Below are 18852 nucleotides of genomic sequence, written 5' to 3' on the forward strand. Positions count from 1 at the left end.
TTCTGCTTTACAAGTCGTTTCCATGCCACTACTTGCTACATGTATAGGATACAATTTCTAGCACGCATCGGGTTACATCCAGGTTGCATAACAAGGCATGTAAACGTTCCTCGACATGCAAACGTTCCCCCGTAGGTGCCAGGCTTGCCTCGGCTTTGCTAATGATCACACGGTCCTTCGACAGTCCCGGCAGCATATGGTATGATAGCACATACGCTAAAGCACTGATAACACAACTCTCGCTCGTTAGCGATAAATCTAATGACCCCTCTCTTTATTAATGTGTAGTCAGGAGATGCCAATACAAATGAGTACTCAAACGCGTGTTAACATGCAAAAAGGGATTGTGTCAAAATATCGTCCTTTCGCACCTATCAACTTGCCCGATCGGCAGTGGCCTTCTAAGATGATTACAGCCGCGCCTATCTGGTGCAGCGTAGATCTGCGCGATGGCAATCAGGCCCTCCCCATACCGATGAGCGTGGAGGAAAAGCTGGAGATGTTTGACCTCCTGGTGAAAATCGGGTTTAAGGAAATTGAGGTCGGATTTCCTTCTGCATCACAAACGGAATACGATTTTACGCGCCGCTTGATAGAAGAGAATCGTATTCCCCATGATGTAACTATCCAGGTACTGGTACAGGCGAAGGAGGAGCTTATCTATCGCACCTTTGAGTCTCTACGCGGTGCCAAAAGAGCGATTGTGCATATCTATAACTCTACATCGGAGCAGCAGCGGCGCATCGTTTTTGGCCTGGATAAGCCCGCTATCGTGGGGATAGCTGTGCGTGGTGTCCAGTTGATAAAAGAGCTTGCTTCTACACTCCCAGAAACAGATATTACCCTGCAATATTCACCGGAGAGCTTCTCGCTCACTGAGATCGATTTCGCCCTTGAGATCTGTGAGGCGGTCGTGGATGTGTGGCAGCCAACGCCGGAGAAAAAAATTATTTTGAATCTCCCGACGACGGTAGAGGTTTCAACCCCGAATATCTATGCTGATCAGATTGAATGGTTCTGCCGCCACTTGCGCAACCGTGATACGGCTATAGTCAGTCTGCACACCCATAATGATCGTGGAACCGGCGTAGCATCCAGTGAGCTTGGCCTTATGGCCGGAGCTGAACGGGTCGAGGGCACGCTCTTCGGAAATGGTGAGCGTACCGGTAATGTCGATATTGTGACACTGGCCCTGAATATGTATACCCAGGGTGTCGATCCAGGTCTCGATTTCAGCGATATTCAGGCAATCCAACGGGTATACGAGAAATGCACTCGCTTGCCTGTACCTATGCGCCAACCATACGCGGGCGAACTAGTCTTTACCGCTTTTTCAGGTTCCCACCAGGATGCGATTAATAAGGGCATGAATGCGCAGGAGACGTCTTCCAGCGAGCTCTGGGATGTGCCTTACTTGCCTATCGATCCAAAGGATATCGGTCGTTCCTACGAAGCGATTATTCGCATTAATTCTCAATCTGGTAAGGGTGGTGTGGCCTATCTGATGGAAAGCGAGTTTGGCTTGCAGCTACCAAAGGCGATGCATATCGAGTTTGGCAAGGTTATCAAGCAACTGGCCGATACTCGCGGTTCTGAGATTCTCTCCACCGAACTTTTTGCCGCATTTGAAAATGAGTACCTGGCACGCACAATCCCTTTCGCCCTCCAGGCATTTGAAAGCCGGACCATGGTACACGATGATGGATCAAAGGAGATAGAGTGCGTGGCCTGCGTCGAGGTCGATGGCGTCACCAGAGAGATTAGAGCCAGGGGTAACGGTCCCATTGATGCGTTTGTGCGTGCGTTAAATGAACATGACCTGGCTTCCTTTAAACTCCTTACCTATACCGAACATGCTGTTGGTCAGGGCGCTGAAACGCAGGCTGTTGCCTACATCCAACTTCAGACAGTATCGGGCACCTTCTTTGGCGCCGCCATGGATTCCAATATCGAAATCGCCTCGATTAAAGCGGTCTTGAGTGGCCTCAACCGCTCCCAGGCCTATGCCTGATCAGACCCGCTCTTGCTTGTTCTCTCCGGAGACATGCCACATACCTGTGACTGCCCCGGAGAGAACAACCGGCTCTTTTCTTCCACTTTTCCTTAAACCTCCTACCCCTAAAAGTACCACACATTTCTCTTTTTTGCTCGTAGCTTCTAGAATATAAGAAAGATGCTTGTAACATCTTTTGGAATGGATACTTTGAGATGGACCTCGATAGCTACTATGAGAAAGAGAGATCGAGAGTGCAGATAAGCATCGATAACTATGAAATTTCTTTTAATCCACAACATCCTGAACAGATTCGTATTTATGATACCGAAACCACAAATGTATTAGACCTTTCCATAGACGAAGCATTTTCACTTCTTCAGGTTATGCTTAAACATCGTGATGAACTATATACCCAAAAGCATGGCTAGTTCGATATTTTCAGCATAAAAAAGCATCCCGGTGCGAACAGGGATGCTTTTTTATGCTCGTTGGATATGTGTACAACTCATGAAATAAATTTAGCTACTACATCCAGTAATTCATCTATATCAAATGGCTTGGCGATCACTGCGACATAGTTACAGTCTACCTGGCTAAATGCTTTATGTACCGCGGTCATAAAAATGAGCGGGATCGTGTGATAACGCGGGTTAGCAGACATCCTTCGGCATAGCTCTCTCCCATCTAACACAGGCATCATTACATCACACAATACGAGGTCCGGGCGCGTTTCATCTAAGCAAGCTAACCCTTCCTGTCCATTACTAGCGGTCATGACCTCATATCCTTCATCTGCAAGTACATCCTGCAACACTTCGATAATTGATATTTCATCATCGACGACTAGAATAGTGCTCATTGCGGCTCCTTCTGTGAGGTTAGGGGATCACCCATTGCAGATTCTTGACCAGTGCTCTCACCAGAATGTGCAATCCCTGACAAGATGGCTTCCGCACTGGTAAAAGTTGCATCAACATCTAAGCCGCTATCGCTTATACGAAATTCTCGTATAGAAGGATCGTATTTGCTTTGCCGCATTTTCATAATGGAGATCAGTCGGTATAGCTGCGAATACAGTTCGACATGTCGCAAAAGGACAATATTTTCGACCAGGGCGGCCATTTTACTGATCGTTGCAGGCATTATAATGGTTGGATTCAGTAGATCCGCTAACTCTATCGTCCAGATGGTTGTAACATCCAGATTCCGCAGCGTGGTAAATAGCGATGAGAGAAAAAGGTCCATGCGCTCCTGCGACGCGATCGCGTTCTGAAAACCGGATAATCCGTCAATAAATAGCCGCTTCACTTTTTTTTTGCGCACAGTTGCCATAATCTGCTCGCCCAGAACATCAATGATGTCTTCTGTTGGTGACTGCGTCAGAATCTCCAGGTACCGGCTCACCTCTTTGTCATCAATGTTCAATTGTAATTCAGCCAGGCGCCGCTTTAGTTGTACCGGGGATTCATAAAATCCAAAGTAAAGACTCTGCTCTTGCCGCCTGACGCCAGCCCCTAAGAAATGCAAGCCTAACAGCGTTTTCCCGGTGCCCGGTGCCCCTAATACCGCTGTCATTGACCCTGTTGGTACTCCCCCCTCTATCATTTCATCTAAACGAGCCACGTCAAAAGCCATCCTTCCTGCTGGGTGAATTGAGGTTAGTGAAGTTGGCAGAGGAATGGGATTGGTCTTCATGAGCGATTCTGCACGTGGATAAATTTCTATTCCGTGCCTATCAATAATATATGAGTGGCGACCTTCAAGAAAACCACTTCCACGAAATTTGTGTATCTGTATCTCACGAAGCAAACGCCAGTCATGCAGTTGCGCGGTAAGATGAAAAAGACCATCAACCATAGTGTGCTCTGGCTGGTCATAGACACCTCTGTCATACTGGGTTAATAACAGCGTCGTACAGCCGGAGGTTTCCGTGGTTACGCTCAAAGCATGCAGGAACTCTTTGCGCTCTCGTAGAGATGCTGTATTTTGCTCAATAGTCAATACCCCATCTATAACAAGCAATGTAGCCCTCTGCTTGCGGACTTCCTTGCGAATAAGCTTTGTTAGCGCATCCAACCCTTGTTGCTCCAGTGTGGCATAACCGCTGATATAGGTAAGCTTATCAGCTAGCGGATCCTCTGAAAAAAAATCGAAGGTCTGCATATGAGCCAGCATACGGCTATGCATTTCCGCTAGTAATGTTAAATATATAGCGCGCCCTCCAGTGGCGATATGATGAAAACACATTTGATTGCCAAAAATCGTTTTACCAGCTCCCGGTGGTCCCATGAGCAGATATGTCTCTCCCTTGATCAACCCCCCATGTAAAAGCTGGTCAAATCCTTCAATCCCACTGGGTACACGCTCTATTGGTGCAGTCTGATTTGTAGTATCTGTCATTTACACACTCTCCTCATTTAGTTACGACTAAAGTATCAGGAGTCGTTTCAGCTGGCTATTTGGTACTTATAACAGCGGTATATAGACATGGGGTAGCTCTTGAGCTCATTTGCCACGCCAGGATAAAATATTTCTCGCGGTAGTATTGTATGTAAATACTCGATTGCCTTTCAAATAGGATATTAGATGACTACAATAGAGTGGGGATAATTTCTGGCATGTCTATTGTTATAGAAACAAGAACAAATTTGTACGCTTATTTTTGGTTACTCTCCTAAAAGGAATTTACAATGTCACTTCCTCTTTCTATTCTTGATCTTTCGCCGGTCGACTCGGGTTCAACCAGTGCGCAGGCGTTACATAATACGATTAAACTGGCCCGCCTGGCCGATCGATTAGGCTACACACGGTATTGGTTGGCCGAACACCATAATACGAGCATGACGGCTAGTCCAGCTCCAGAAATCATGATTGGGCACGTCGCCCAGGCCACCAACCACATTCGCGTGGGTTCGGGAGGTGTTATGCTACCCAATCATTCTCCCTTAAAGGTGGCTGAAAACTTCCAGATGCTGGAGGCATTGCACCCTGGACGCATTGATCTGGGCCTTGGCCGGGCTCCCGGAACCGATCCCAGAACGGCGCTGGCCTTACGCCGCTCTCGCGAAGCCTTGAGCGCCGACGACTTCCCACAACAGCTGGCTGAACTTCTAGCTTTTTCAGGTGCGGATGAAACCTTCCCGTCTGGTCATCCCTTTAAATCGGTGAGGGCCATTCCAACCGGTATCTCTCTTCCGCCTATCTGGCTATTGGGCTCAAGCGATTTTGGGGCACAGGCTGCAGCTGCAATGGGCGTTGGCTTTGCCTTTGCCCATCATATCAATCCTGATTTCGCGCTGCCAGCCATCCAGATGTACCGCGATCAGTTCACCCCGTCTAAAACCATGCAGTCTTCCAGGGTCATTCTGACAACTGGTGTTATCTGCGCCGAAACCGATGAGCAGGCGCAGGAGTTAGCGGCGGCCATGGCTCTGGCCTGGTTGCGGCTGCGCACCGGTCACGCAGGTCCCCTGCCATCACCAGAAGAGGCCCGCAATTATCACTACACAACGGCGGAACAGGCGGTAGTCAGTGAAACGCGACGACGACAGATCGTTGGTCGTCCCGAGGTGGTACGCGAGAAATTACTTGATCTGGTGCAGCGCACCGGTGCCGATGAGCTGATGATTTCTGCTATGGTCTATGGACATGAAAATCGAAGTAAAGCCTTTGAATTGCTGGCCTCGGCATTTCAATTGCCTGCTTCGATAGAAGGTACGACAGCGCCCACATCCAGCGAAGCTGAATATCAGGTGCCTTCCCTCTAAGCCAGCATGTGTGATCGGTGAGGCATATACATCTGTCCTCGCCGATCATGTTCAAAGATCCTTGTGCCATAGCAACTGGTGATGAGGCAGGAACAACTGACTGCTCACGTGTGTCTTGCACACGTTTGCGTAGGAGAAAGGTAGCAGGATCAGTGAATCTCATTGGGAGGGCTCGGGTAGGGCTTTAAACCCCAGGCCGGACCCAGATGATCCGCTGGCGCCATTAGCTTCCGGGCCTTTTTAGACAGCGCCAGGCAGACAAGCTCTACAGCTGCGTGCAGGTCTAGTATCCCTGTGTTAATAATGATGTCATAAAGGTGGGCATCATTATCATCCCAGCCATATTGTTCTTTAATGCTCTGATGCCTCCGATGTTCTTTCAGCCTGATGCGCTCTCCCGCTGCTTTTGCATCCAGGCCTTCACGCCGCATTACATACACAATGCGCTGTGGCAGTGGAGCTACAATGCGCACATGCATAACACTTCTATCGGTTGCCAGAACGACCTGCGAGGCACGGCCGACAATAACTACGTGGCCCATATCAACCGCTGTACGCAAGACCTGTCCCAACGCATGACTATAGGCGAGATCATTCACTGAAGGTCCAATAACCTCGCTCAAGGCGACCGGTGGCATAAAATATTGGGTCGCCTCGAACAGGCGTTGCGCAAATCCTTCTACCTGCTCATCATGCGACTGCGCAACTGCTCTGCTGATACCCAGTTTCTGTGCCACCAGTTGAATAATCTGTACGTCCAGCAACTTCCATCCCAGGCGCTCAGCTAGCATGCGCGCAATCTCCCCACCCCCACTGCCATATTCTCGCGATACAGTAATACCACGCATTTCATTCATTCGGGATATATCGTTCGCCATAATTTCACCCCTATTGAAGCTAGCAATACTGGCTATAAACAATATATCAGGTTGGTTATACGACGAACTCCTCCAATCAGGGGATTCTACTGGTTGATTTCCGGGCTTTTCAGTGAAGATCCGCCAGGTATAAAAAGAGGCAAAATCATTTTTATAAAAAATCAGTACCTCCCTCATTGTCATATATGTTTTGTGACGATAAAAGCTTGACGTTTTGATTGCAATATGTTATGTATTCAATAGCTATTAGCTATGAAAATCGCCATAATCATCTTTTAGAGCGTTTATTAAACATAGATAGCATCAAATGCCGATGTCGTAATAACACGAGTAGAATGTCCTGAATCATACCCATCATGTTGCCAGTTTAGAATGCTTCGTAGCTTGCCCAAAAGCATGTTCCGTGCCGCTTCCGCAATGGTTGCGTCCATTCCATGCTGGTCTGCAATCTTCCACTCGTAGTACATCTTTCCACCACATGTCACGTAAAACGAAAATTGCGCCGATGCGTCAATGCTCCTCAGCGAATCTAGAAGTTGCAGGGCAGACTCTTCGTTATCAATGTTACCCATCTGGTTCAGAATAGCACCTATCCTTTCATCCTTTATACGAGCAGCAAGCAAAGTCTTTCGCTCTTATCAGGGTATTTCTTTTTTGAATTGCCGAAAGCGGTAATTATCGCATTTTATTGTATATACATCATTTCTTGATGGTTGACGGCTAAGGGAGTAGCATATAATCAGATATGAAGACCTGTAGATCTGTTAGTTATCTTTTTCTTGAGGAGCATGCATGTCCACGAAGGTTATATTAGATACGGACATCGGTAGCGATATTGATGATGCTGTCTGCCTCGCCTATCTGCTCGCCCAGCCGGAATGTGAATTGCTGGGCATCACCACGGTTACGGGAAAGGCGCAGAAACGCGCTATGATGGCCAGTGCGTTGTGTAAAATCGCTAACAAAAACATCCCTATCTTTCCGGGCGCCGAAAAACCATTACTTATCCAGGCACAGCAGCCAGAAGCACCTCAGGCGGCAGCATTAGATAAATGGGACCATGATACGGTATTTCCACAGGGTGAAGCTATTGAGTTTTTGCGCCAGACGATCCGCACTCATCCAGGGGAGGTGGTCCTGTTAGGCATTGGACCCCTGACCAACCTTGGCTTGCTGTTCAGCGTTGATCCTGCCATTCCCAAACTATTAAAGGGACTCGTCCTGATGTGTGGCGTATTTACCGGTCAAGTGGCGGGACGACCTGAACGCGAGTGGAACGCGTTAAACGATCCCCATGCCGCACATATCGTTTATCAGGCCCCGGTACGCCACCATCGTTCACTCGGTCTGGACGTTACCACCAGGGTAAAGATGAACGCTGACCAGTTTCGGGCAAAGTGTACCGCGCCGCTCTTGCGTCCAGTCCTTGACTTTGCTAATGTCTGGTTTAAAGGGCGCGATCAAATCACTTTCCACGACCCCCTGGCCGCGACAACCATCTTTGATCCCTCGATCTGTACCTTTACACCCGGAACGGTAGAGGTAGAGTTGGACGATAAAGAGCTAGCGGGAAAAACATACTGGACGACTCATGAGAACTCCCCAGCGCATGAGGTTGCCCTGGATGTCGATCCCGAACGCTTCTTCGAAACCTATTTCCGCGTCTTTTAATGTTAAAACAAAAAACAGGAGGGCCAGCGTCCCTCCTGTTTTTTTAGACCGTTGGGGTTGGGCTGGCTTTGGGTTTTGCACCGTTCCCGGGCTGCATATCCAGATAGCGATCAAGCGTCTGTGGCTGCTTTAGCATGCGGTTAATCAAAGCATTAACCTGCTTTTGTGTCAGATTACCACTATTGACCGCTGGCTGAAATCCTTGCTGAAAGGCAGTTTTCACCATTGCCTGCAACTGACTGTTGGAGATGCCCTGCGCGGAGGCGACGCTGCTCAGTGTCGCTCCCCCTTTCAGGCGAGATACCAGTTGATCGACAGGCAAGTGTAAACCCTGAGCAATCTGAGTGCGAATCGTACCTCGATACCGCGCCAGATAGGGTGCATAGACGTTTCTGTTCGCGGTCCTGGTAGCTGTCACGGTCGGTGTCACGCTGGTGGTAGGTGTAGCAGCGGGTGCCTGATTAGATGCACTTGCATTCAGGTTGGGTAAGATCACCAGCGCACCAATAACCAGGATGAGCAAGACCAGGATGCCCACACCTCCAATGAGCAGCATGTTGTTGGGCGAACGCTTCCCTGGTACTCCCGTAGTAGCAGGCGGTAGGTTTCCCATAAAAGGGGGAGCTGGCTGAACAGGGTTTTGAGGGAAATCCGGGCCGGACGCCACAAATGGCTCGGACTGCCCATAAGCAACGGTGGGGGCATCATAGTCAGAGGGTGGAAGCCCCGCGGGAGGGGCTTCAAAATCTTTCTGCATGGGAACTGTCCGCTGATCATCTTCTGGCTCAGGATTATTATACGCCTGCCCATCATTGAATGGGAAATTAGGATTATATGACATAGCTCAGTATTCCTCACTTAATGCCGATCTTCATTATCTGCTTGAGATGCGGAGGGGCCAACTGTATGCCAGTTAGCCTGTACCCTGAGCATTATACAGAAGATATCTATTGAAGCCGTTTAGAAAAACTCAAGAAAGCTTCAAAATTCCCTCATGAGCATAAAGACAATGGTAATTGACTATAAGAATATGACACGGAACTTGATCGCCCCCCGCAGGCGCCAGAAGATCGATAACGGTGGAATCAGCACCGATGTAACGATCATCTCGGCGACATGCTCAGGCCGATGATTCGTGTTACGGAGACGCCTCAGACAAAATCGGCTGGTAAACCAGAACCAGAACCCGATCCCTACCACCGTCTGCCGCTTTGATCGCCGTAACAGACTATGCATGACACATAAATACGTGCCAAGGATGCGGTAATAATGCCATGGCGGCTGCGATTGAATCCTGTCTCGATATAGCCGGGGATGCTTCTTGTAGAGCAAAGCATTAAACATGCTTTTTCGCTGCTGCTGTATGCTGATTCCCCATTTGCCAGAGCGAACAGGATGGAGCACAATCGCTTCTGGCGCGTATACCCACCTGCGTTTCTTCTCCAGCAAAGAAAAGAAAAGATCCGAGTCTTCACGCCATGCCGCCGTAAAGCGCTCGTCGAAACCGCCAATGCACTCAAGAGTAGTGCGCAGATAAAAGCAGTTAGCGGTTGCGAACTCGCTATTCTCCAACTGCGCGGTGCTAAGCTCGTAGTCGCTGGGATTCTCTGGCACCGGCACAACGATGCGCCCGGTTACCGCCTCAATGTCCCCGGTGAAGGCGGCTCGTCCCGCCTGTAACCAGTTAGGGGCAGGAAGGCAGTCATCGTCGGTAAACGCAATGATGCGTGCGGTGCTCTGCCTCCATCCTACATTGCGGGCCGCCGCCGGACCCCGGCGTGCCGTGGACAGATAGTGGATGCAGATGCCAGCCTGCTCTCCACACTGCTTCCAGCGCTCGATCTGCTGACGCGTCTGCATAGAGACCGCATTATCCACGATAAGGATGTCATAACAGAAATCGGGATGCCTCTGCAGCAAGAGCGCCTCCAGACAGCGCTCTAATGCAGCAGGACGATTATAGGTCGGTACAACAATCGAGACATCTACACCCATCAGGCCATCTCCCTCGGCTTCTGTAGCAGAAATGAACCAATTACCAGAGCGTTCAGCGGCGAGGTCCAGAAGGACTCGATGGCGTCGCGAGGGGTACACACAATGGGCTCACCGCGAGTATTAAACGAGGTGTTAACAAGTACCGGCACCCCGGTGCGGCGCTGAAAAGCTTTAATCAGGTCGTAATAGAGTGGATGCTGATCACGCCGAATGGTCTGGATACGGGCGGTTCCATCAATATGGCGCACGGCGGGAATCTGTTTAGCTCGCTCAGGGTCGACATCATAGACAAAAAGCATGTACGGGGATACAGAACCATTGACAAACCAGTTCGCGACTTCTTCTTCCAGCACCACAGGAGCAACAGGACGGAAGTCCTCACGATCTTTGATGTCGTTGAGACGATTCTGCATTTCAGCTTGAATCGGCGATGCCAGAATGGAGCGTGCCCCTAACGCACGAGGCCCAAATTCCATCCTCTGCTGATACCAGCCAATAACCTGATTATCGGCCAATATATCCGCAACCTCTTCGGCGATATTGTCCAGCCTACGATAAGGAACATGCGTCCAGCGTAAGAACTGCTCAATTTCATCATCAGCAAAAGCCGGGCCTAAAAATGCATGCTCCATTACATAGCGCCGCTCCTCGCTTTTGCGCTCCTGCGCGTCGATATACAGCGCCGCTCCCAACGCCGTTCCGGCATCATTGGCGGCTGGCTGCACCCATATATCGCGGAAGGGCCCGCGGTCACGCAAACGAGCGTTAAGCACGCAATTTAATGCGACCCCTCCGGCCAGACAGAGATTCTCCATGCCCGTCGCCTGCTGGAACCAGGTAACCAGCTCTAGCACGGTTTCTTCCAACACTACCTGCAGCGAATGCGCGATATCATAGTGGCGTTGCTCTAAGGGCCCCCCCTTTAAGCGCGCTGGTCCAAAGAGCTCTTTCAGGTCTGCCTTGTCTATAGTATAGTGGCCTTCACCCGTGATATGAATCAAGCCGCGAAAGGTATCAGCATAATGTGGCTTTCCATAAGAAGCCAGGGCCATGACTTTATATTCATCAGAGGAATGGAGAAACCCTAAATATTCAGTCACCTGTTCATAGAGAATTCCCAATGAGTGGGGCATGTTGACCTGGCTCAGGCGCTCCAGCCCGTTTTTGTGCCCGATGCTATAACTGGTGACAGCCTTTTCTCCTCGACCATCAAGCACGAGTACGGCAGCATCCTCAAATGGTGAAGCCAGAAATGCGCTGGCCGCATGGGATAGATGGTGCTCTACAAAATGCCACTGGTAGTCTCCCTGGGACCGAAAACCACGGAACCGTGGTTGAAGGTGAAGAGGAACACCACCCGCCAGTTGACGGGGCGCATTGACAATAGATGAAAGAAACAGGGGATCCCAGGGTGATTCCCAGGGGGGCGCAACCGGATGCGCACTCGGCTCAAGCGGCAATACCAGTTCTGTTTCTCGCCCCCCTGGCCCAAGCAATAAAAAAGGATCATATGAATAAGCAATGTGCTCTACATCAGTCAGCCGTATATTGGCTTCCTGCAAACAGTAGTTGATGGCATGGAAAGGTAATTCATATGTGGAGAAAGGAATCGGCCGTTTGCCATGCTTGATATGAGTAAAGCGTTCTTCTTCAGCAGCCGCAAGCACCTGCCCGTCTTTGACCAGGCAAGCCGCAGGATCGTGATAAACCGAGTTTATACCTAAAGTGTACATGTTTTCGTCTCCTGATGAAAAAAATTCCTCGCCTCTACACTAACTCATCCTATTTATGATACGCGATAGGCTAAAAAAAGTGTCTCATCCATTGAAGTACTCAAGCCTAATATCGCACACTTCTTGCTTTTGTGAAACTGTTCCTGTGGCTTCTACGTAATTGTTGTTATAACGCTTATTACTAATAGTTGTGAAACTCAACAACTACAAAGGGGGCTTGTTCAACATTTATAATTTCTGCTTGCGTCTTATGAAAATAAATCTCAGTTGATAAGACAGATAAAAAGTAGAGGCGCACTAATGCAAGAGATAATACAAATACGGAAAGGAGTTTTCTATAGAGCAGCATTATAAGTCAAGCATCTTATGGCGAAGATCGATGGCACCACCCGGTTTCTATAGAAATAGCCTATAACCGTGTGTCGTTATCATATCTGTTGCTCCATTGAAGGCAAAACTCGACCTTCAGCTGCTCCTGGAGCTCCCTCCGTAGATGCAGAGACATGGGTAGTTTTTTAAGTGCAAAAAGGATGAGGCATGGATAGAAAATCACGCATCAGCTCTATGGTTACAACAGCTTCAATGACTGACTCTACGGTTGATTGGGAGCAAAAAATTAAACAGTCACTGACTATACACCATCAGGTGCTTGAGAATGCTTTCCATTCACTCTATTCAGAAGTTTCTTCACTGGCACAGATCGTCCAGAAACTTATCTTCACCCTGCAGTCAGGACACCGCGTCCTTGTGATCGGAAATGGCGGCAGTGCCGCAGAAGCACAACACTTTGCCTCTGAGCTGGTGGGGCGCTTTAAACTTGAACGCAAACCCTACGCCGTTATTGCTCTCACAACCGATACCTCCATTCTTACAGCCATCGCCAATGATTATGGCTACCAGGATGTTTTTATGCGCCAGGTATATGCTCTGGGGCAACCGGGAGATATGTTGCTCGTCTTTAGTACCAGCGGAGAATCCCCTAATGTCCTGAGCGCGATACATGCCGCGGAACATTGTCAAATGCAGACGGTGGCCATCACCGGAACCCATACCAATCAATTGGCGCATTTAGCGCAGTTAACCGTTGGGGTTGCGCAGGAAGATGTGGCCACTATACAAGAAATACATATGGTTGTGACCCATCTGTTATGTAATTTAACCGAGGCTTGCCTTGCCTCACAAGAAACTCCCCGTTGAGGGATGGCATTAGCTATACCAATGATGGGAGAATGCTATGGAAAAATACCACCGTGCCGTTTTCTTAGATCGTGATGGGACGCTTGTACATCCTTTTCATTACCCTTCTCGTCCGGAACATTTACGGGTATATGAGGGCATTGGCCCTGCTTTACATCGTTTACAAGCACAAGAATTTGCCTTGATATTGATTACTAACCAATCTGGCGTTGCACGAGGATATTTTAATGCAGAGGATCTTGCGCGCATGCATACATATCTACAGAATGAACTGGCAATCACCTTTGATGGCATCTATTTTTGCCCTCATCACCCTGATGGCATTATTCCTGAGCTATCTATCCGCTGTAATTGTCGCAAACCCAAACCCGGAATGCTTCTCCAGGCAGCCAGTGACCTTGATCTGGATACATCTGCCTCCTGGTTCGTTGGCGATATTCTGGATGACGTTGAGGCGGGAAATCGGGCAGGCTGCCAGACTATTCTGGTTGATCTTGGAACTGAACAGGTTCCAGAACTGGCCATTCGCAAACCTGACTTTGCGGCCCGTGATACGCTGCATGCACTGACAATCATAGAAACAGTATCATCACTTGAACGCGATGTAGACCTTGCCTATTCGCCTTCTTCATGGCATACAGGATCACCTTATGCATAAAGATGTTATATTCACGCAACAGAAGGTCCCCACCACTGACATACTACATACGGCCATCGAGACGGTCGAGCGCTTTAGCAAGCTACGTATCCTTGTGCTTGGCGATGCGATGCTCGATTCATATCTCGAAGGCACTGCTTCACGCTTGTGTAGCGAGGGACCCGTCCCTGTTGTGGCAAAAACCAGTGAGCAGCACCTGGCAGGCGGGGCCGCCAATACAGCGATGAATATTCGTGCCCTGGGCGCCCATGTTGATCTGCTTGGTATCATTGGGGACGATGGTACCGCAAAGTTGTTACGTACAACGTTACAACACCATCAGATCAATGATCAATGGCTGCTCGCGGACCCAGAAAGGCAGACGCTTCATAAGGTCCGTATCCTGGCCAATAATCAATACGTTGTGCGCTTTGATGAGGGCTACCTCCCCGATCAAACAGGTGACAGCCAGGCGCAACTAACATCTCAGTTGTTGGCACACCTTGAAACGCTTTATCACCTCTGTGATGCGGTTATCATTTCAGATTATTGCTATGGGACGGTGACCGAAGAGGTAATTGCCCGCCTGCAGATGCTACATGAGCGGGATCCCAGACCTCTACTGGTCGATTCGAAGGCGCTCTGGCGTTTTCGTACACTCCCTATGACCGTTGCGACTCCCAATCTCGGTGAGGCGCAACACCTCCTTGCTACGATACGTTCAGGAGGAAGCGGTCAGATCAAGGCTCAGGTTGATCCACGCGATACGGCTCAGGTCTCCTCACTGGCGCAACAACTGCTTGAGATGTTCGCGGCACACTCTATAGTGATCACTCTGGGGTCGGATGGAGCATTGCTCCTGCACGCGGATCATCCACAGCAGGCGCTCCATGTGCCCGCTCATTCAGTGCCACATGCCAATGACGTCGGTGCCGGTGACTCCTTCGCCTCTACCCTGATCACCGCTCTTGCTGCTGGCGCGGATATACAGGATGCGGTCTATCTCAGTCGTGACGCGGCCAGTATTGCGGTAACGAAATCATATACCGCCACCGTTTCCCAGCAAGAACTTCTTCAACATGTTCATCTCAGGCTTAACTTGCCCCTGAGAGACACCTCTATTCATGCTTTACCATATATCATGAAGCAACTGGAACATAAGCGGGGTTCCGGCAATCGTATCGTTTTGACCAATGGTGTCTTCGATATTCTGCACCGGGGACATATACAGTTGCTTCACCAGGCCAGGCAACTGGGAGATATTCTGGTGGTCGCCATTAATAGTGATCGTAGCACGCGTCACCTGAAGGGTCCGACCCGTCCTATTAATGGCGAAGAGGATCGCCTGACATTGGTGGCAGCGCTGGATATGGTAGACTATGCCTTCATTTTTGATGAAGATACACCCGAGCGATGCATCCGCCTTCTTCGCCCTGATATCCATGTGAAAGGTGGCAACTACATGGGAAAAACATTGCCGGAAGAAACGGTTCTTCAGGATATTGGCGGGCAACTGGTCATCTTGCCATTTGTGCCGTCGCATAGCACCAGCCATGTGATTGAGCGCATTGTAGCAATCGCTTCCGCGAGTAAGCACGATGGTTATACGTAATTCTCTCATCTGATCAAGCAAATTTGAGATACATCTTATGTTCTTTTGTCAGTAATAAAATGGAGGTTTGTACAGATCGTGTCGTCACCATGGTTCGCCTGTAAAAATATCTTGCTTGTTCGACTCGATAATCTTGGTGATGTCTTGCTGACAACGCCAGCGTTTCGTGCTGTCAAAACATCGGTTCCTCAAGCGCGGCTGACATTGCTGGCTAGCCCCGTAGGTGCTCAGATTAAGGAGTTCGATCCCGACCTCGACGATGTGATCGTTTATCAGGCCCCCTGGATGGACCCCTGGCACAAGCGTCCCCAGGATAGCCAGTACGAGCAGCAGATGATCTCACTGCTGCGTGAACGGCACTTTGACGGCGCGATTATTTTTACGTCGTTTCGCCAGAGCGCGCTACCATCCGCTTACCTCTGTTATCTCGCGGATATCCCGCTCCGGGCAGCCGCCTCGATTGACGGACCGGGCTCATTGCTCACCATGCGCCATAAACATCCCGAGCAGATGATGCATGAGGTCGAGCGTGGATTGGATCTGGTCGGTGCCCTGGATATGGCATGTGATGAGAAAGATATGGTGCTTCAGGTGCCATCCACAGCAAGGGAAAACCTCAGGCAACGCCTCGCAGCTTTCGAGCTCGATCCGACACATCCTCTCATCGTTGTCCATCCCGGTTGTAGTATGCCGGCGCGTACGTATCCCTGGGAGATGTATGCGGAGGTCATTTCGCTGCTGGTCCGTCAGCTTCAGGCATCTGTCATAGTAACCGGTATGGAAGATGAGCGCCCGCTCGTTGAGAATATTCTCAATCATGTTCCTGTCGGGCAGCGTGATGCGGTCTATGCCCTAGCGGGGGTGCTGCCTTTTACAGAATTCTGTGCTTTGATTCAGCATGCGGATCTTACGATCACAAATAATACCGGGCCTATGCATGTTTCGGCGGCGGTGAAGACGCCGGTGGTCGCCCTCTTTGCGCTGACCAACCCGCCAGAACAGTGGGGGCCGTGGCATGTGCCACATCAGCAGCTCTATCACGAGGTCTCTTGCCGACTTTGCTATCAGCGTATCTGCCCCTATCAACATGAGTGCCTGCGCCTGGTCTCGCCGCAGATGGTTGTTGACGCGGCACAGTCATTATTGAATAGCTCGCCTTCCACTCCCTCAGAGGATGTGAATAGCGACTGGCTTTCCGCCGGGGAGGTGCAGTGATGAATGAGTGGTTGGCAGCAAAAAACATCCTGGCGGTTCGCATGGATAATATAGGCGATCTCCTTATGCTGGGCCCTGCCTTACGGGCGATCAAAGAGAACTCGCCACAGGCACGCCTTACACTGCTGGCCAGCCCCGCTGGTACAACAGCGGCCACACTGTTACCATGGGTCGATGATACGATTACCTGGCGCGCCATGTGGCAGGACATTGGTGATTCTGCGCCCTTTGAACCCGAACGTGAACAGCAGTTGATTCAGCTCTTGCGGGAGCACCACTTTGACGCCGCCTTTATCTTTACATCGTTCAGCCAGGATCCACATACCCCCGGCTATGTCTGCTACCTGGCAGGTATCCCGCTGCGTGCGGGCGATTCCAAAGAGTTTGGCGGCAAGACGCTCTCGACGGAATTACGAAACACACCGACTGAATTGCATCAGGTTGAACGCAATCTGCGCCTGATCGAGCACGTTGGCTTTATGGTTCACGATCGTCGTCTGGTTGTCTTTCTGACGAAAGAGGATCATGCTCAGGCTACTGATATTCTGCGTTCCCTGGATATTCAATCTGGCACGCCATATATCATCATTCATCCGGGGGCCAGCGCTCGCGCGCGTCGCTATCCCATCCAGAAATTTGCCAGTGTAGCCAGTATGCTTGCCGAGCGTGGCTGGCCTGTGCTAGTCACGGGCAATGCTCGTGAAGAAACATTGCTAAAAGAGATGCAGCAAAGCGCTCCCGGTGCGCGCTACCTCCCGGGCCAGACATCGTTGGGCGGCTATGCCGCCCTGATAGAAAAAGCGGCCCTGGTAATCTGCAATAATTCATTGCCGCTGCACCTGGCGGATGCGCTCAATACACCCGTCGTGGCCCTGTTTGCGGGAACGGACCTGGAAGAACAATGGCGCCCCCGCACCACCCGTGCCCGTCTCTTGCGTCGTCCGACCCCATGCCATCCCTGCCATCTATTTACCTGTCCTATTGGTCAACCGTGCCTGGATATTCCACCAGAAGAAGTTGTCGCAGAGGGGGAGGCGATCCTTGAATAACACGATTCGTTCTATTGGCATTTTTCGTGCGCTTCAATTAGGCGACCTGTTGGTGGCCGTTCCGGCGTTGCGCGCTATACGCCACCGTTTTCCACTGGCGGAGATCAGCTTGATCGGACTCCCCTGGGCGGATGCGTTTAGCAGGCAGTTTTCCTGCTATATCGATCGCTTTGTGGAATTTCCTGGCTATCCGGGGATTCGCGAGCTACCCGTTGATCCTGCCAGAACGCAGGCCTTTATTAAGCAGCAACGCGCCTATAAGTACGATATGCTGATTCAGATGCATGGCAGCGGAAAAACCAGTAATCCCTTCGTTACATCTCTTGGGGCCCGCATAACGGTGGGTCACTACGTGGAAGAGGACGGCCCTCCCCGTGATTTAACGCTGGCCGCGCCTTATCCAGAAACGTTGTCGGAGATTCAACGCAACCTGGGCCTGGTCGCGTTGCTCGGCTGCGACGTTTCTGACACCAGCCTGGCATTTCCACTGTCAGCACAAGACTGGCAGGAGGCGGAAACATTGCTGGCTCCCATCCTGGACACTAGTCGTCTCTGCATCGGTATTCATCCAGGAGCACGTCCTCCCTCGCGGCGCTGGCCTGCTTCCTACTTTGCCTTTGTAGCCGATACCTTAGCCGAGCGCTATCAGGCCCATATCGTTTTTACAGGCTCTCCATCAGATCAGCCACTCATTCAAGAGGTGATCGCGTACATGAAAACCCCGGTACACAATCTGGCGGGGAAAACTTCTCTGGGCGGTCTGGCAGCCGTACTCAAACATCTTCACCTCTTTCTCAGCAATGATACCGGTCCAGCACACCTGGCGAGTGCTGTTCGCTGCCCATCAATCACCCTGTTCGGGCCAGCAGACTTTCAGCGCTGGGCACCATTAGATGATCCAGTACGGGTTGCGCTGCGTCGTCCGGTTGCCTGCAGCCCCTGCAGCTTTTTTGAATGCCCCATCGACCATCGCTGCCTGCGCTGGCTAAGTCCATCTCTGGTACTGCGAACAGCACAGGACATGTTGCGGCATTCAATTCCCGCAAACGATCTATCACAAGTCTATAAGAAATACAACGTAGAGTTGTTGAAGAGGAACTGA

Annotated in this window: 17 protein-coding genes; 10 read left to right on the top strand and 7 right to left on the bottom strand. The window is 50.4% G+C overall.

The genetic code is table 11. The features are described from left to right. Nucleotides 1–331: 331 nt before the first annotated feature. Both leuA and KTT_RS00305 read left to right on the top strand, forming a co-directional pair. Nucleotides 332–2011: a 2-isopropylmalate synthase gene (gene leuA, locus KTT_RS00300; protein WP_126599309.1), complete on the top strand. Its 1680-nt coding sequence runs from the start codon at nt 332–334 to the stop codon at nt 2009–2011. Between the two features lie 197 nt (nt 2012–2208). Continuing rightward, complete coding sequence (locus tag KTT_RS00305; protein ID WP_126594085.1) at nt 2209–2424, top strand: hypothetical protein; 216 nt, start codon at nt 2209–2211, stop codon at nt 2422–2424. Between the two features lie 77 nt (nt 2425–2501). Here the strand turns inward: KTT_RS00305 and KTT_RS00310 are convergent, their stop codons facing one another. Both KTT_RS00310 and KTT_RS00315 read right to left on the bottom strand, forming a co-directional pair. Then, nucleotides 2502–2855, bottom strand: coding sequence for a response regulator (locus KTT_RS00310; RefSeq protein ID WP_126594086.1), 354 nt, complete (start codon nt 2853–2855; stop codon nt 2502–2504). Next, a complete protein-coding gene (locus KTT_RS00315; RefSeq protein WP_126594087.1) occupies nt 2852–4396 on the bottom strand; it encodes a DUF7125 family protein in 1545 nt (514 codons plus the stop codon). The genes KTT_RS00310 and KTT_RS00315 overlap by 4 nt, the downstream gene beginning before the upstream one ends. A gap of 290 nt (nt 4397–4686) precedes the next feature. On the opposite strand from KTT_RS00315, the gene KTT_RS00320 reads away from it, so the two are divergent. Further along, nucleotides 4687–5763 carry an LLM class flavin-dependent oxidoreductase gene (locus KTT_RS00320; RefSeq protein WP_126594088.1) on the top strand — a complete coding sequence of 359 codons (1077 nt, stop codon included), beginning with the start codon at nt 4687–4689 and terminating at the stop codon, nt 5761–5763. A gap of 149 nt (nt 5764–5912) precedes the next feature. Here the strand turns inward: KTT_RS00320 and KTT_RS00325 are convergent, their stop codons facing one another. Together KTT_RS00325 and KTT_RS00330 are read right to left on the bottom strand one after the other, a co-directional pair. Next, nucleotides 5913–6641 carry a cytidylate kinase-like family protein gene (locus KTT_RS00325; RefSeq protein WP_160145546.1) on the bottom strand — a complete coding sequence of 243 codons (729 nt, stop codon included), beginning with the start codon at nt 6639–6641 and terminating at the stop codon, nt 5913–5915. 287 nt (nt 6642–6928) lie between these two features. Continuing rightward, complete coding sequence (locus KTT_RS00330) at nt 6929–7264, bottom strand: hypothetical protein (RefSeq protein WP_126594090.1); 336 nt, start codon at nt 7262–7264, stop codon at nt 6929–6931. Between the two features lie 169 nt (nt 7265–7433). Between KTT_RS00330 and KTT_RS00335 the strand changes: the two genes are divergently transcribed. Continuing rightward, nucleotides 7434–8312 (top strand): nucleoside hydrolase, encoded by an 879-nt coding sequence (locus KTT_RS00335; protein WP_126594091.1) that lies wholly within the window; start codon nt 7434–7436, stop codon nt 8310–8312. A 43-nt stretch (nt 8313–8355) separates the two neighbouring features. Here KTT_RS00335 and KTT_RS00340 read toward each other — a convergent pair whose 3' ends face one another. The 3 genes from KTT_RS00340 to KTT_RS00350 all read right to left on the bottom strand — a co-directional run bounded on the left by KTT_RS00340 (nt 8356) and on the right by KTT_RS00350 (nt 12040). Continuing rightward, complete coding sequence (locus tag KTT_RS00340) at nt 8356–9153, bottom strand: hypothetical protein (RefSeq protein WP_126594092.1); 798 nt, start codon at nt 9151–9153, stop codon at nt 8356–8358. Nucleotides 9154–9332: 179 nt separating this feature from the next. Further along, on the bottom strand, nt 9333–10307 hold the full coding sequence (locus KTT_RS00345; RefSeq protein ID WP_126594093.1) for a glycosyltransferase family 2 protein: 975 nt from the start codon (nt 10305–10307) through the stop codon (nt 9333–9335). Further along, a complete protein-coding gene (locus KTT_RS00350) occupies nt 10307–12040 on the bottom strand; it encodes a carbamoyltransferase family protein (protein ID WP_126594094.1) in 1734 nt (577 codons plus the stop codon). The genes KTT_RS00345 and KTT_RS00350 overlap by 1 nt, the downstream gene beginning before the upstream one ends. 537 nt (nt 12041–12577) lie before the next feature. On the opposite strand from KTT_RS00350, the gene KTT_RS00355 reads away from it, so the two are divergent. The 6 genes from KTT_RS00355 to KTT_RS00380 all read left to right on the top strand — a co-directional run bounded on the left by KTT_RS00355 (nt 12578) and on the right by KTT_RS00380 (nt 18852). Beyond that, complete coding sequence (locus KTT_RS00355; protein ID WP_126594095.1) at nt 12578–13237, top strand: D-sedoheptulose-7-phosphate isomerase; 660 nt, start codon at nt 12578–12580, stop codon at nt 13235–13237. A 37-nt stretch (nt 13238–13274) separates the two neighbouring features. Beyond that, entirely contained in the window at nt 13275–13895 is a 621-nt protein-coding gene (locus KTT_RS00360; protein ID WP_126594096.1) for a D-glycero-alpha-D-manno-heptose-1,7-bisphosphate 7-phosphatase, read from the top strand. Then, nucleotides 13888–15486 carry a PfkB family carbohydrate kinase gene (locus KTT_RS00365; RefSeq protein ID WP_126594097.1) on the top strand — a complete coding sequence of 533 codons (1599 nt, stop codon included), beginning with the start codon at nt 13888–13890 and terminating at the stop codon, nt 15484–15486. The genes KTT_RS00360 and KTT_RS00365 overlap by 8 nt, the downstream gene beginning before the upstream one ends. Nucleotides 15487–15564: 78 nt before the next feature. Beyond that, nucleotides 15565–16701 carry a glycosyltransferase family 9 protein gene (locus KTT_RS00370; RefSeq protein ID WP_218030798.1) on the top strand — a complete coding sequence of 379 codons (1137 nt, stop codon included), beginning with the start codon at nt 15565–15567 and terminating at the stop codon, nt 16699–16701. Next, nucleotides 16701–17750 (top strand): glycosyltransferase family 9 protein, encoded by a 1050-nt coding sequence (locus KTT_RS00375; RefSeq protein WP_126594098.1) that lies wholly within the window; start codon nt 16701–16703, stop codon nt 17748–17750. The genes KTT_RS00370 and KTT_RS00375 overlap by 1 nt, the downstream gene beginning before the upstream one ends. Then, nucleotides 17743–18852 (top strand): glycosyltransferase family 9 protein, encoded by a 1110-nt coding sequence (locus KTT_RS00380; protein WP_126594099.1) that lies wholly within the window; start codon nt 17743–17745, stop codon nt 18850–18852. Before KTT_RS00375 ends, KTT_RS00380 begins: the two co-directional genes overlap by 8 nt.

Origin of the sequence: Dictyobacter aurantiacus (assembly GCF_003967515.1) — a bacterium.
Classification (GTDB): domain Bacteria; phylum Chloroflexota; class Ktedonobacteria; order Ktedonobacterales; family Ktedonobacteraceae; genus Dictyobacter; species Dictyobacter aurantiacus.